This is a genomic window from Nocardioides sp. Soil796, from assembly GCF_001429525.1.
Lineage (GTDB): Bacteria > Actinomycetota > Actinomycetes > Propionibacteriales > Nocardioidaceae > Nocardioides.
The window spans coordinates 141,057-154,502 of record NZ_LMSQ01000018.1 but is presented as its reverse complement, the minus strand read 5'-3'; the positions used below and the strand labels follow the sequence as shown (position 1 = coordinate 154,502).

13 protein-coding genes are annotated in these 13,446 nt (G+C 70.4%); 8 read left to right on the top strand and 5 right to left on the bottom strand.

Annotated elements, in window-relative coordinates:
• Positions 1 to 50 precede the first annotated feature (50 nt).
• The 4 genes from ASH02_RS12165 to ASH02_RS12150 all read left to right on the top strand — a co-directional run bounded on the left by ASH02_RS12165 (position 51) and on the right by ASH02_RS12150 (position 4,790).
• Positions 51 to 827, top strand: a complete 777-nt coding sequence (locus tag ASH02_RS12165) for an isoprenyl transferase (protein WP_056681470.1) — start codon at positions 51 to 53, stop codon at positions 825 to 827.
• A 257-nt stretch (positions 828 to 1,084) separates the two neighbouring features.
• Complete coding sequence (locus ASH02_RS12160; protein WP_414858559.1) at positions 1,085 to 2,404, top strand: PhoH family protein; 1,320 nt, start codon at positions 1,085 to 1,087, stop codon at positions 2,402 to 2,404.
• Positions 2,405 to 2,593: 189 nt separating this feature from the next.
• Positions 2,594 to 3,268, top strand: coding sequence for a lytic transglycosylase domain-containing protein (locus ASH02_RS12155; protein ID WP_235529930.1), 675 nt, complete (start codon positions 2,594 to 2,596; stop codon positions 3,266 to 3,268).
• 193 nt (positions 3,269 to 3,461) lie between these two features.
• Positions 3,462 to 4,790, top strand: a complete 1,329-nt coding sequence (locus ASH02_RS12150; protein WP_156393627.1) for a hypothetical protein — start codon at positions 3,462 to 3,464, stop codon at positions 4,788 to 4,790.
• Between the two features lie 64 nt (positions 4,791 to 4,854).
• Here the strand turns inward: ASH02_RS12150 and ASH02_RS12145 are convergent, their stop codons facing one another.
• Positions 4,855 to 6,243 (bottom strand): acyl-CoA synthetase, encoded by a 1,389-nt coding sequence (locus ASH02_RS12145; RefSeq protein ID WP_056681466.1) that lies wholly within the window; start codon positions 6,241 to 6,243, stop codon positions 4,855 to 4,857.
• 1 nt (position 6,244) lies between these two features.
• Entirely contained in the window at positions 6,245 to 7,627 is a 1,383-nt protein-coding gene (locus tag ASH02_RS12140) for a class II fumarate hydratase (RefSeq protein WP_056681465.1), read from the bottom strand.
• 143 nt (positions 7,628 to 7,770) lie between these two features.
• On the opposite strand from ASH02_RS12140, the gene ASH02_RS12135 reads away from it, so the two are divergent.
• Positions 7,771 to 9,531 (top strand): AMP-binding protein, encoded by a 1,761-nt coding sequence (locus ASH02_RS12135; protein WP_056681464.1) that lies wholly within the window; start codon positions 7,771 to 7,773, stop codon positions 9,529 to 9,531.
• A 1-nt stretch (position 9,532) separates the two neighbouring features.
• Positions 9,533 to 10,129 (top strand): TetR/AcrR family transcriptional regulator, encoded by a 597-nt coding sequence (locus ASH02_RS12130; protein WP_056681463.1) that lies wholly within the window; start codon positions 9,533 to 9,535, stop codon positions 10,127 to 10,129.
• Here ASH02_RS12130 and ASH02_RS12125 read toward each other — a convergent pair whose 3' ends face one another.
• Entirely contained in the window at positions 10,130 to 10,795 is a 666-nt protein-coding gene (locus ASH02_RS12125; protein ID WP_056681462.1) for a hypothetical protein, read from the bottom strand.
• Positions 10,796 to 10,863: 68 nt separating this feature from the next.
• Here ASH02_RS12125 and ASH02_RS12120 point away from each other — a divergent pair, with 68 nt between their 5' ends.
• Positions 10,864 to 11,577, top strand: coding sequence for a hypothetical protein (locus tag ASH02_RS12120; RefSeq protein ID WP_056681461.1), 714 nt, complete (start codon positions 10,864 to 10,866; stop codon positions 11,575 to 11,577).
• A 12-nt stretch (positions 11,578 to 11,589) separates the two neighbouring features.
• On the opposite strand, the gene ASH02_RS12115 is transcribed toward ASH02_RS12120, so the two are convergent.
• Complete coding sequence (locus ASH02_RS12115; RefSeq protein WP_200951143.1) at positions 11,590 to 12,627, bottom strand: MBL fold metallo-hydrolase; 1,038 nt, start codon at positions 12,625 to 12,627, stop codon at positions 11,590 to 11,592.
• A 58-nt stretch (positions 12,628 to 12,685) separates the two neighbouring features.
• Between ASH02_RS12115 and ASH02_RS12110 the strand changes: the two genes are divergently transcribed.
• Positions 12,686 to 13,024 (top strand): nuclear transport factor 2 family protein, encoded by a 339-nt coding sequence (locus ASH02_RS12110; protein WP_056681459.1) that lies wholly within the window; start codon positions 12,686 to 12,688, stop codon positions 13,022 to 13,024.
• A gap of 43 nt (positions 13,025 to 13,067) precedes the next feature.
• On the opposite strand, the gene ASH02_RS12105 is transcribed toward ASH02_RS12110, so the two are convergent.
• A complete protein-coding gene (locus tag ASH02_RS12105; protein ID WP_056681458.1) occupies positions 13,068 to 13,364 on the bottom strand; it encodes a TFIIB-type zinc ribbon-containing protein in 297 nt (98 codons plus the stop codon).
• Positions 13,365 to 13,446: the final 82 nt, after the last annotated feature.

Genomic DNA, 13,446 nt, shown 5'->3' with positions numbered 1-13,446 from the left:
TGAGGGCCAGGTCACCCGAGTCAGGGACCACACGCCGGTAACATCGAGACGTGGCGGACTGGAAGCGGGCGATTCGACGGGTGCTCTACCCGGCATACGAAGCACGGGTCGTGAAGTTCCTCCCGACCGACCAGCTCCCCAAGCACGTCGGCGTGATGCTCGACGGCAACCGGCGCTGGGCCAAGGCCGTCGGGGCCGACACCGCCCACGGACACCGTGCCGGGGCCGCCAACATCGAGCCGCTGCTGGGCTGGTGCGAGGAGGTCGGCATCGAGGTGGTCACGCTGTGGCTGCTCTCCACCGACAACCTGAACCGCCCCGCCGCCGAGCTCGAGCCGCTGATGACGATCATCGAGGAGGCCGTCGCCTCCCTGGCCGACCAGAAGCGCTGGCGGCTGCACCCGGTCGGCGCCCTCGACCTGCTCCCGGCGAACACCGCCCGCCGGCTCAAGGAGTGCGAGGACGCCACGCGTGACGTCGACGGCATGCTGGTCAACATCGCGGTGGGGTACGGCGGCCGCCGCGAGATCGCCGACGCGGTCCGATCGCTGGTCCTCGAACACGCCGAGAAGGGGACCTCGCTCGAGGACCTCGCCAACGAGATCGACGTCGACAGCATCAGTGAGCACCTCTACACCAAGGGCCAGCCCGACCCCGACCTCGTCATCCGCACGTCGGGGGAGCAGCGGCTCGGCGGGTTCCTGCTGTGGCAGAGCGCGAAGAGCGAGTTCTACTTCTGCGAGGCGCTCTGGCCCGACTTCCGACGGGTCGACTTCCTCCGCGCGATCCGGGCGTACGCCGAGCGCGAGCGTCGCTTCGGCGCGTAACGCAACCTTCACCCTGCGTTCGGGCGTGTCGCCCGGGTTCCACCCACCGGGGGCGTAATTTCGGAGGTACCGGCGAGTGGGGAAGCTCGCTGTATCGGGAGGCCCGGACGTGAAGTTTCACGACTGTTGCACAGCCGCTGGGGTGGCGTGTGCCTACGGAGGCCGGCACTCCGGTCTTCGGGCGATTTCCCGGTCCATGTGGATGAGTTAGGGCCGGGAGCGGGAGTGCGCGCGCCGGTTCGTAAAGGGTGAGATCCGTGGCCTCCAAGCAGAGCAAGACCGTCCCCACCCGCACCTACGTGCTCGACACGAGCGTGTTGCTCGCCGACCCGGGTGCCATGCACCGGTTCGACGAGCACGAGGTGGTCCTGCCCGTCGTCGTCATCACCGAACTCGAAGGCAAGCGCCACCACCCGGAGCTGGGCTACTTCGCCCGCTCCGCGTTGCGCCAGCTCGACGAGATGAGGGTGACGCACGGCCGGCTGGACAAGCCGATCCCGGTCGGTGAGGCGGGCGGCACGATCCGCGTCGAGCTCAACCACACCGACCCGACGTCGTTGCCCAGCGGGTTCCGCCTGGGCGACAACGACACCCGGATCCTGGCCGTGGCGCAGAACCTCTCCAACGAGGGCGCCCTGGTCACCCTGGTCTCCAAGGACCTCCCGCTGCGGATCAAGGCCTCCTCGGTCGGCCTCGACGCTCAGGAATACCGCGCCGAGACCGTCAACGAGGACTCCGGCCACACCGGCATGGCCGAGCTCGAGGTGGCCTCGGCCGACCTCGACGAGCTGTACGACGACGGCGTGGTAGACCTCGAGTCGGCACGCGCGCTGCCCTGCCACACGGGCCTGGTGCTGCTCTCCGACCGTGGCACCGCCCTGGGCAGGGTCGGTCCCGACAAGCAGGTGCACCTGGTGCGCGGCGACCGCGAGGCGTTCGGCGTGCACGGCCGGTCCGCCGAGCAGCGCATCGCGTTGGAGATGCTGCTCGACCCCGACGTCGGCATCGTCTCGCTCGGAGGCCGCGCCGGCACCGGCAAGTCGGCGATGGCACTGTGCGCGGGCCTCGAGGCGGTGATGGAGCGCCGCCAGCACAAGAAGGTCGTGGTCTTCCGTCCGCTGTTCGCCGTCGGCGGCCAGGAGCTCGGCTACCTGCCCGGCTCCGAGAACGAGAAGATGTCGCCGTGGGCCCAGGCAGTCTTCGACACCCTCGGCGCCCTCACCACGCGCGACGTGATCGAGGAGGTCATGGACCGCGGCATGCTCGAGGTGCTGCCGCTGACCCACATCCGCGGCCGCTCGCTGCACGACGCGTTCGTGATCGTCGACGAGGCGCAGTCCCTGGAGCGCAACGTGCTGCTCACCGTGCTCTCGCGGATCGGCGCCAACTCCAAGGTCGTGCTGACCCACGACGTGGCCCAGCGCGACAACCTGCGGGTCGGCCGCCACGACGGCGTGGTCGCCGTGGTCGAGAAGCTCAAGGGCCACCCGTTGTTCGCGCACGTCACGCTGACCAGGTCCGAGCGGTCCCCGATCGCGGCGCTGGTCACGGAGATGCTGGAGAACATCACGATGTAGTCCCGTCACCTCTGGGACGAGGCGAGCCCGGTGTGACCCGTGTGACTGGTGAAGCGCGGGTGTGACCGGGCTCGCCTGTGAATTTGCCGTGTCCGGTTTGCCTCCACTGGCCCCTTCATGCAAGGTGGTCAAGATCTTTCGCGCGCCGGGGGGCATGTTGGCGGATCGATCAGTCCCGATGTCTACCCCGTGGGTACCCCTTTGTCCAAGCACAAGAAGTACGACCCCAAGCACCGGCAACTCCGGGCAGCGGGCGTACCGAAGAAGGCTCTGCGCAACACGCTGGTCCTCTCTTCGATCGCCGTGGCCGCCACTGGCTCCACCGTCGCAACCGGCATGTTCGGTGACGGTGCAGCCGCGAAGCGAGACGTCGCGCCGATGGCTGCCGACCTCGGATCCGTGGCCCCGCTCAGTGCCCAGGAGATCGCCGAACGCCGCGGTGACGACGAGCCCTCGCGCTCCGACCGTCGCAGCGACCTCGACCGGACCAAGCAGGCCGAGCTGACCGCTGCCGCGAGCACGCCCACCGGCAACGCGGTCATCGAGACCGAGGACGCCACCGACGACGACCCGCGTGGTGTCGCCCGGGCCCTGCTCTCCGAGTTCGGCTTCGGCTCCGACCAGTTCGGCTGCCTCGACTCGCTGTGGACCAAGGAGAGCGGCTGGAACCCCAGCGCGGACAACCCCAGCTCCTCGGCGTACGGCATCCCGCAGGCGCTGCCCGGCTCCAAGATGAGCTCGGCCGGTGCCGACTGGGCAACCAACCCGGCCACCCAGATCCGCTGGGGACTGGGCTACATCCAGGACCGCTACGGCACTCCGTGCAGCGCCTGGGGCCACAGCCAGAGCCACAACTGGTACTGAGTCGCCCTCGATCCGACCGGCCAGTTGTCTAGTCTGGTTCGAACGGGTCACGCGCGCACCGGCTGATCCGCCGGTTCAGCTCCATTTCCGCACGTGGTGCGGCGCACACCCTCCATGCTCGGAACACAGGGCACCTGGGGGGACCGACTTTTCGGATCCGGGTGCCACCGGGACTGATCCGAAAGGTGTCGCCGTGCGCGCACAAAATTTCCTGGGCAGGACTCTGCCCGCTCTCGCCGTGGCCACCGGCATCACGCTGGTCGCCTCCATCTCACCCAGCGTGGCCGCCCCGCCGGTCAGGCCGGGAGCCGTCACCGGCCTCGTCGCCGGCGCGATCACCAAGCCTGCCGCGGCCTACGTGGTCCCGGCGACGTGGAACCAGGCCAGCCGGGCCACCACGTACCGGGTCCAGCTGGTCGACGCAGCAGGCGTCGTGCTCGACTCCGAGACCGTCACCGACGAAGCCTGGACTGCGTTCACGACGGCCCGGCCCGGCACGTCGGTCAGGGTCCGTGTGACGCCGTACGCCGGCACCCGCAGGGGGAAGCTCGTCCAGTCGGGCGCCAAGGTGCTGGCCGACCTCACCGCGCCGACCGGCGCGTTCGACGTGTCGGTCGACGCCGACGGCTACACCACGACCGTGACCCAGGCCGCGCTGTCGGACGACGTCACGGCAGCCGACTCCATCACTCGCACCGTCACCTGGGGTGACTCCACCGAGCAGGAGTGGTCGACCGGCACGTCGCTCGTCCACGTCTACCCGACGACCGAGGCGCGCTACGTGCCCCGGGTGCGCCTGACCGACCTGGCCGGGAACACCCGTGAGCTCACCCTGGACGCGGTGGTCGTCAACGACCACGCCGCACCCACCGGCGCGTTCACCCTGAGCCCGGCAACGGCGTGGGCGAAGCTCACCAAGGTCCAGCTCACGCAGGACGCGCTCGTCGACAACTGGACGCCGGGCAACCTGATCGAACGACGCGTCGACTGGGGAGACGGCACTCCGCTGGTTCTCTGGACGACCGGCACCGTGCTGGCCCACGTCTACCGCACCGCCGGCCCGTTCACGCCGAGCGTCACGCTGACCGACGAGGCCCAGAACAGCGTTCCGGTCGAGGTCGGCGCCGTGACGGTCAAGGCAGACACCGCCCGCCCCGTGGTCCGGCTGACGCTGCCGCGTGCCCCGCGCACGTCGGTGCGCAAGTGGACCACCCTGCGTGGTGTGGCCCGTGACAGCGGCACCGGCGTCCGCCAGGTGCGAGTCCGCGCCGTCGAGAAGCGGGGCGCGGCCTGGTACGCCTTCCGGCCCGCCACCGGCACGTGGGTCAAGGCCGGCACGACCAAGTCGGCCGCGCTGCGCAAGTCGGGCATCAGGGTCGTGGTGCCCACCGCCACCGGTACCTGGACGGCGCGCCTGCCGCGCCTGGCCAAGGGCCAGCTGGTCTACAACGTGATCGCCCAGGACAAGGTCGGCAACCTGTCCACGGTGGTCTGGCGCGCTCAGTCACTGACGCGTCGCTGAGGGCGGGGGTGGGCTGGTGGCCGACCGTTGACGGTCGGTCACCAGGCCCAGCGCCACTTCAGGTCTAGAGCCGCTTCTTCTGCACCTTGCCCATCTCGTTGCGGGGCAGGGCATCGACGAACACGATCTCCCTCGGCCGCTTGTGCGCGGAGAGCTCCTCGCCGACGTACGACGTGAGGTCCGCGGCGCTGACCGGTGTGCGGGCCACCACGAACGCCACGATCTTCTGGCCCAGGTCGGGGTCGGGGGCGCCGATCACGGCGCACTCGGCGACCGCCGGGTGCCCGAGCAGCGTCGACTCGATCTCGCCGGCGCCGATGCGGTAGCCGGCCGACTTGATCAGGTCGACCGACTCGCGCCCGACGATGCGGTGCGCGCCGTCCGCGTCGATCACCGCCACGTCTCCGGTGACGAACCAGCCGTCGTCGGTGAACGTCTCGGCAGTCGCCTCGGCGCGGTTGAGGTAGCCGTCGAACAAGGTGGCGCCGCGCACCTCGAGCCGGCCGACGGACTCGCCGTCGTGCGGCACGTCGGCGCCGTGCTCGTCGCGCAGCCTGGTCTCGACCCCCGCGACCGGCACGCCGACCCAACCGGCCCGTCGTACGCCGTCGGCCCGCGTGGCCACGGTGATCAGGGTCTCGCTCATGCCGTAGCGCTCGGCCACCTCGTGGCCGGTGAGCTCCTTGAGGCGCTCGAAGACCGGCACCGGCAGGGCCGCGCTGCCCGAGACCAGCAGTCGCGCGCCGGTCAGCTCGCGGGCATGGTCTGGCGACTCGGCCAGGCGTGACCAGATGGTCGGGACCGCGAAGTACATGGTGCCCTTCGCCCCGGCGTACGCCTCGGGCGTGCCGCGGCCGACGTGCACGAGGCTGCCTCCGATGCGCAGCGGGCCGAGCACGCCCAGCACCAGGCCGTGCACGTGGAACAGTGGAAGGCCGTGCACGAGGACGTCGTCGCTGGTCCATGCCCAGGCGTCGATGAGGCCGTCGAGCCCGGCCGTGAGTGCGCGGCGGGAGAGCAGCACACCCTTGGGCAGGCCGGTGGTGCCCGAGGTGTAGAGCACGAAGGCGATGCGCTCCGGGTCGACCTGCACCGGCGTGTACGACGCCCTGGCCGTCTCGTCGATCTCGAGCGCGGGCAAGGACGTGTCGTCTGGCGCCGCGCCCAGCCAGGCGTCGGGTGTCGCGTCGGAGAGGATGTGGCGCAGCTCGGCGGCCCCGGAGTCGGGTGGCACGGGCACGACCTCGACGCCGGCCAGCAGGGCCCCGGTCACGGCGAGCACGGTCGACATCGTCGGCGTCGCGAGCACCGCCACGCGTCTCCGACCGGCCAGCGAGTCGGCCACGACCGCGGCGGCGGCCAGCAGGTCGGCGTGGCTGGTGGTGGTGCCGGCGACGCTCAGGTGCCGGTCGGTGCGGGCTCGGAGCAGGCCGGGCAGCAGCGCTTCCGCCATGTCAGGGCCTCGTCATCGAGGCCACGTCGAGCGCCTCGTCGAGCTGCTGCTCGGTCAGGGTGCCGTCGTCGACGAAGCCCAGCGCAATCACCGTCTCGCGGATGGTGGCCCCGTCGGCCAGCGACTTCTTGGCCACCTTGGCCGCAGCCTCGTAGCCGAGGTAGCGGTTCAGCGGCGTGACCACGGACGGCGAGGACTCGGCGTAGGTCCGCATCCGCTCGACGTCGGGCTCGATGCCGTCGATGCACCGGTCGGCGAGCAGCCGGGTCGAGGTGGTGAGCAGTCGGATCGACTCCAGGAGGTTGCGGGCCAGCACCGGCATCATCACGTTGAGCTCGAAGTTGCCCGAGGCGCCGGCGGTGGTGATCGTGACGTCGTTGCCGATCACCTGGGCGCACACCATCAGCGTCGCCTCGGGGAGCACCGGATTCACCTTGCCCGGCATGATGCTCGAGCCGGGTTGCAGGTCGGGGAGGTGGATCTCGGCCAGGCCGGTGCTCGGGCCCGACGACATCCAGCGCAGGTCGTTGCAGAGCTTGGTGAGGCTGACCGCGATCGTGCGCAGCTGGCCGGAGAGCTCGACCAACGCGTCGCGGGCGCCCTGTGCCTCGAAGTGGTTGCGGGCCTCGGTGAACGGCAGGCCGGTCGCCTCGGCCAGCTCCTCGATCACGGCCGCGGCGAACCCGGGCGGCGTGTTGATGCCGGTGCCCACCGCCGTACCGCCCAGGGGGAGCTCGAGCACCCGCGGCAGGGTCGACTCCAGTCGCTCGATGCCGAGCCGGCAGGCCGCGGCGTACCCGCCGAACTCCTGCCCCAGCATCACCGGGGTGGCGTCCATCAGGTGGGTGCGGCCCGACTTCACCATGTCTGCGAACGCGACCGCCTTGGCCTCGAGGGCGGCGGCCAGGTGGTCGAGCGCGGGGACCAGCCGGTCGTGGGTCGCCGTGGCGGCCGCGACGTGGATCGAGGTCGGGAACGTGTCGTTGCTCGACTGGCTGGCGTTGACGTCGTCGTTGGGGTGCGCCTCGACCCCGGCCCGTGCGGCCAGGGTGGCCAGCACCTCGTTCATGTTCATGTTGGAGCTGGTGCCCGAGCCGGTCTGGAACACGTCGATCGGGAAGTGGTCGAGGTGCTGGCCGTCGCCGATCGCCGCGGCGGCCTCGCCGATCGCCTCGGCCACCGACTCGTCGATCACACCGAGCCGGGCGTTCACCTTCGCGGCGGCCGCCTTGACCCGGGCCAGGGCGATGACGTGCTCGTCCTCGAGGCGGGTGCCGCTGATGGGGAAGTTCTCCACGGCGCGCTGCGTCTGCGCCCGCCACAGCGCCTTGGCAGGCACCTGCACCTCGCCCATGGAGTCGTGTTCGATGCGGAAGTCGCTCATGCCTCGAGGCTAGGCCATGTCTCTCAAACGGCAGTTTGAGAGAGACGGCCCAGTGGGTCCGAAAACAATCAGGAGTGCTTGCTTTGCGTGTGTGACGTGGCTTACATTCGGCCATCGATCGCTCAGAGGGAGACCCGCCACCCATGCCCCAGCCCACCACCGTCTGTGCAGCGTTCCAACGCACCGTCACGGTCCAGCCGTCCGCCGTGGCCCTGCGCACGCCGGGTGATGCCGTCTCCGTCACCTGGCAGGAGTACGCCGACCGCGTCCGCAAGGTTGCCGCGGGCCTGGCCAAGCTCGGCCTGGAGCGCGGGGACACCCTTGCGCTCATGCTGACCAACCGCCCCGAGTTCGCCTGGGTCGACGCCGGAGCCATGCACCTCGGCGTGATCGCGTTCTCGATCTACAACACCTCGTCGCCGGACCAGATCGACTACCTCTTCGGCAACGCGGAGAACACGGCAGTGGTCACCGAGACCGCGCTGCTCCCGGCGATCCTCGCCTCCGGGATCTCGCTCGAGCACGTGATCGTGGTCGACGGGAAGCCTGAGGGAGCCACGATGAGCCTCGAGGAGCTGGAGGCCTCGGGCGACCCGGACTTCGACTTCGAAGCCGCCTGGCGGGCGGTCCAGCCCGACGACGTCCTCACCCTGATCTACACCTCGGGCACCACCGGACCGCCGAAGGGCGTGCAGCTGACCCACGCCAACATCATCGACACGGTGGAGTCCGCGTTGAAGGTGGTGCCGGTCGAGTTCGGCGACCGGATCACGTCCTTCCTGCCCGCGGCCCACATCGCCGACCGTGCGTCCGCGCAGTACTTCGCGGCCACCAGCGGCGTACAGGTCACCTATGTGGACGACCCGCGCGCGATCGCGGCCGCCCTGCCCGACGCCCGGCCGACGATCTGGTTCGCCGTGCCGCGGGTCTGGGAGAAGATCAAGATGGCCGTCGAGGCGAAGCTCGCCGCCGAGGAGTCCCCGGTCAAGAAGAAGATGTTCGCCTGGGCCCTCGAGCTGGCCGCGATGCGTGCCGAGGCCGTGCTCACCGGCAAGCAGCTCGGCACCCTCGACCGCCTGCAGGTCGGGCTGGCCGACAAGCTCGTGCTCTCCAAGGTGCGCGAGGCGCTCGGCATGTCCGAGCTCAAGTGGGCCTGGTCGGGTGCCGCCGCGATCGCGCCCGAGACGCTGAAGTTCTTCATGGGCCTGGGCGTCAACGTGTGCGAGCTGTGGGGCATGTCGGAGCTCTCGGGGGCCGGCACCATCAACCCGCCCGGCAAGGCCAAGGTCGGCAGCGTCGGCCCCGGACTGCCCGGCACCGAGATCCGCATCGCCGAGGACGGCGAGGTGCTGTTCCGCGGGCCCGGCGTCATGCCCGGCTACCGCAAGGACCCGGAGAAGACACGCGAGGCGATCGACGAGGACGGCTGGCTGCACACCGGCGACGTCGGCACCCTCGACGCCGACGGCTACCTGACCATCGTCGACCGCAAGAAGGAGCTGATCATCAGCTCCTCGGGCAAGAACATGTCGCCGTCCAACATCGAGAACACGCTCAAGGTGACCACCCCGTTGGCCGCCACGATCACCGTGATCGGCGACGGCCGCCCCTACAACGTGGCCCTGGTGACGCTCGACCCCGACGCTGCTGCCGCGTTCGCCGAGAAGGCGGGCGTGGCGGCGGACCCGGCCACGCTGGCCAAGCACCCGGAGCTGCTCGCTGCCGTGCAGGCCGGAGTCGACGCGGGCAACGCCAAGCTGTCGCGGGTCGAGCAGGTCAAGAAGGTAGAGGTGCTGCCGGAGTTCTGGCTGCCTGGCAGCGAGGTGCTCACCCCGACCCTCAAGCTGCGCCGCAAGCCGATCAACGACAAGTACGCCGACGTGATCACGCGACTCTACGAGTGACATGAGCCAGCCGCAGCAGGAGAGATCTCGGGCCACCCGGCAGCGGTTGCTGGACGCCACCATCGACAACCTCGCCGAGGTCGGCTGGTCGGGCACCACGGTGGTGGCGGTGGCCGCGCGCGCGGGCGTGTCCCGCGGCGCGGCCCAGCATCACTTCGCGACCCGCGACGACCTGGTGCGTGCCGCCGTCGAGTCGGTCACCGACGAGCTCACCCGCGAGATGCGCGAGCAGGAGGCGCACTTCGCCGAGGGAGGGAACCGGCCGCTGGCCGTGGTCGAGCTGCTCACCGACATGTGGGCCGGACGCTTCGGGCGGGCGGCCACCCAGCTGTGGGTCGCCGCCGCCACCGACCCGGGGCTGCGCGCCCTGGTGCTGCCACTCGAGCAGCGCTTCAGTCGCGAGCTGTTCCGCACCACCGCCGAGCTGCTGGAGGTCGACCGGAGGGAGCCGCGGGCCGCCGAGTCGGTGCGGTTGACCATCGATCTGACCCGCGGCGTCGGCCTCGGTGCCCTGTTGCGCAGCGACCTGCAGCGCCGCAAGGCCGACCTGGCGCAGTGGGCTGCCGTGCTGGCCACGCTCCCCGGCATCGGCTCCTAGTCAGACTCGACTGACGTAGAGCCAGTACTTCTCCTCGCGCGTGCCGAGCTGGACGTCGTACGACAGGGGCTCGCAGTTGCCGAACACCTCGGTCATCGCGGTCTGCAGCGTGGAGGTCTCGGCCGCCGACCAGATGGCCAGCACCTGACGGGTCACCCGACGTGCGGCCTGCAGGAACGGCGGCAGGTAGATCGCCTCGTTGGCGTCGTGCACGAGGTAGTCGGGGCCGTTGTCGACGTCGAGCAGGACCAGGTCGTACGCCGAATCGTCCGCCTCGGCCAACGCGGTGGCGACGTCCGCGACGACCACGTCGAGGCGTTCGTCGGCCAGCAGCGCGGGGCCGTGCGAGATCGTGCCGTCGCGCATCCAGTCGACCAGTGACTGTTCCAGCTCGACCACGGTGCAGGACTCCACGCGGCGATCGGCGAGCACCTCGGCAAGCGTGAAGCCCAGCCCGAGTCCGCCGACCAGCACGCTGCCCGGGCGGTCGACCAGGCCGAGTGCGGCGGTGGCCAGGGCTCGTTCACTGCTGGTCTCAAGGGTGTCCATCACGAACACGCCGTTGACCCGCAGCTCCAGCACGGTAGGGGCGTTGTCCTCGCGGCGTTCGCGCAGCACGACCTCGCCGCGCGGGGATTCGTGGCGCGCGATCTCGACGGAATCCATGGGTCCACTCTGGCGGATGCGACTGGCCGTCGGGTGTGGCGGGTGCGTCGGACGGGCAGGATGTCCCCATGAAGTGCCTTCTCGCCGCGTTCGTCGTACCAGCCCTGTTCCTGGCGGGGTGCTCCGACGACCAGGGGGCCTCCGGGCGCGCCGGCGACCCGGCGTCCGCGGCCTCCTCGTCCGACTCACCGACGGAGTCGACGACGGAGATCCCGACCGAGCCCACGGACGACAGCGGCATGGCGCAGAGCGACGACGACTGCGAGGCACTGCTCGACGCCGACGAGGTCCGCGCGATCGCCACGCCCGACGAGGTGCGGCTGTTGACGGTCGCGGGTTCGCCCACGTGCGTGGCCAGGCTGAGCGGCGACCTGAGCCAGCTGAACGTGTCGATCACGCCGGCTGACGTCTGGGCGCGCACGGTGAAGGTGGCGATCAGGCAGGTGATCGACCAGGGCCTCCTCGACGACGCGGAGAACCAGGCCAAGCTGCAGGAGGGACTCGACCTGCTCGAGTCGGGTGACGGGCTCGACCCCGACCAGGCCTGCGACCTGTTCACCACGATGGTGGTCGACATCCAGGGCCGACCCGAGGGATCCAACAACGTGGTCAACGTCGTGCCGTCACCCGACGAGCCGCTCAGCATCAACGCGCAGGCCTGCTCTGACGGCGTCTACACGTCGGTGTCGGTGATCGCACCGAGCCCGATCAAGAACCCTGAGGCGCTCCAGCCGAAGATGATGGCCGCGCTGGACCACTTCCACGAGGGTCCGCTGCGTTGATCTCCGGGCCCGTCAGCGCCCCGGTCCGGACCACCACGCGTCGATCGGCAGCGCGTCGTCCGGGGTGAACCTCTGGCCGGGCATCGGCGCCGCCACGCGCACGCCGTCCGCCTCGCGCACCAGCCACTCGATCGGCTCGGCCCAACGATGGAAGGCGAGGTCGAACGTGGCCCAGTGGATCGGCAGCAGCGCGTTGCCGCCGAGCACCCGGTGCGCGCGCAGTGCCTCGGCAGGGTCCATGTGGACGTCGGGCCAGCGCTTGTCGTAGGCGCCGATCGGCAGCACGGTCAGGTCGAAGGGGCCGTACGCCGACCCGATGGCCTCGAACGCGTCGGTCCAGCCGGAGTCCCCTCCGAAGAAGACCCGCCGTTCGCCGGCGGCCACCACCCACGACGACCACAACGTCGGGTTCGGGGCGAAGAGTCGGCCGGAGAAGTGCTGTGCCTCGGTGCAGGTGAGGACGAGGTCGTCGACGGTGTGCGACTGGCCCCAGTCGAGCTCGACGATGCGCTGCTCCGGGACTCCCCAGTGGCGCAGGTGGCTGCCGATGCCGAGCGGCACCACGAAGACGACCTCCTGGTGCCGGGCCAGCCATTCGATGGTCCCGGTGTCGAGGTGGTCGTAGTGGTCGTGCGAGATGAGCACCGCACTCAGCCGCGGCAGCTCACGCAGCGCCAGCGGCACCGGGTGGTGCCGGCGCGGACCCACGCGCGACGCGGGCGAGACACGGTCGCTCCACACCGGGTCGGCCAGCACCCAGTGGCCGCCGACCTCGAGCAGGACGGTGGCGTGGCCGAGCCAGGTCGCGGCGCACTGGTCGGCCGTCGCCGGCAGTGCGGGTGTGGCCAGCGGGACCGGGCCGCTGGGCCTGCCCGTGCGGCCCTTCCGGGCGAAGTCGCGGGCGATCGAGGCCCGGCTCGTCTCCTCGACCATGAGGGATGGTCGACTGTTGTGGAAGGACCCGTCGCGGTATTGCGGGGAGTCCGCGAACGCATCGGCGGGAGGTCGCGTGCCGAGGCTGCGGAGCAGGGGGAGTCGCTGGAGGGTCACGCTCCTGATTCTCGCTCACCCGCCCAAGCACCGCGGCCAGGGCGAGTAGGTTCGAAGGATGACCCTGTCGAACACGGAGACCGTCCGCGCCATGTTGGGTGCCTTCCGGGCCCAGGACCTGCCGACGGCCACCGGGCTGCTGGCCGACGACGTGACGTTCACGAGTCCCCAGGACGACCACATCGACAAGGCGACCTACCTCGAGGTGTGCTTCCCGACCGCCGACCGGTTCACCTCACAGGAGGTCCTCCACGTCGTGGAAGCCGGCGACGGCGGGGTCTTCCTCATGTACGAGTACGAGCTGACGACCGGGGAGCGCTACCGGAACACCGAGCTCATCACGGTGCGTGACGGCCTGATCACCGAGATACAGGTGTTCTTCGGCGGTCGGGCCTGACCGGGCCGGTGCCCGGCACACTGGGCATGCCGGGGCGGCCGGATCAGTCGAAGAGCTCGCTGAGCCAGCTCTCCTTCTTCTTCTTGCGGTAGGGCTGCTGCTGGTAGGAACGGTCGCGGTCTCGGTCGTACGACGATGACGAGCGGTCGCGGTCGTCGTACCGCTGCTGCGGGGGAGCAGGTGCGGCGGGGGCCGGAGGAGCCTGGGTCATCGACCGGTCGATGATCTTGTCCAGCTCGCCACGGTCGAGCCAGACGCCGCGACAGGTCGGGCAGTAGTCGATCTCGATGCCGCTGCGCTCGCTCATCACGAGGGTGGCGCCGTCGGTGGGGCACTGCATGGGGGATTCCTTTCGTTGCCTGCCCAGCCAACGTACGGCGACCGCCCGGCGTTCCCTCAGGCCCTCAGTCGTCCACGTCCGC

Bases quoted from the DNA above. Each gene is read 5' to 3' on its own strand.
- ASH02_RS12120 (WP_056681461.1), top strand. From the start codon at position 10,864: ATGAAGTGCCTTCTCGCCGCGTTCGTCGTACCAGCCCTGTTCCTGGCG.
- ASH02_RS12145 (WP_056681466.1), bottom strand. From the start codon at position 6,243: ATGGCGGAAGCGCTGCTGCCCGGCCTGCTCCGAGCCCGCACCGACCGG.
- ASH02_RS12140 (WP_056681465.1), bottom strand. From the start codon at position 7,627: ATGAGCGACTTCCGCATCGAACACGACTCCATGGGCGAGGTGCAGGTG.
- ASH02_RS12125 (WP_056681462.1), bottom strand. From the start codon at position 10,795: ATGGATTCCGTCGAGATCGCGCGCCACGAATCCCCGCGCGGCGAGGTC.
- ASH02_RS12105 (WP_056681458.1), bottom strand. From the start codon at position 13,364: ATGCAGTGCCCCACCGACGGCGCCACCCTCGTGATGAGCGAGCGCAGC.
- ASH02_RS12130 (WP_056681463.1), top strand. From the start codon at position 9,533: ATGAGCCAGCCGCAGCAGGAGAGATCTCGGGCCACCCGGCAGCGGTTG.
- ASH02_RS12135 (WP_056681464.1), top strand. From the start codon at position 7,771: ATGCCCCAGCCCACCACCGTCTGTGCAGCGTTCCAACGCACCGTCACG.
- ASH02_RS12110 (WP_056681459.1), top strand. From the start codon at position 12,686: ATGACCCTGTCGAACACGGAGACCGTCCGCGCCATGTTGGGTGCCTTC.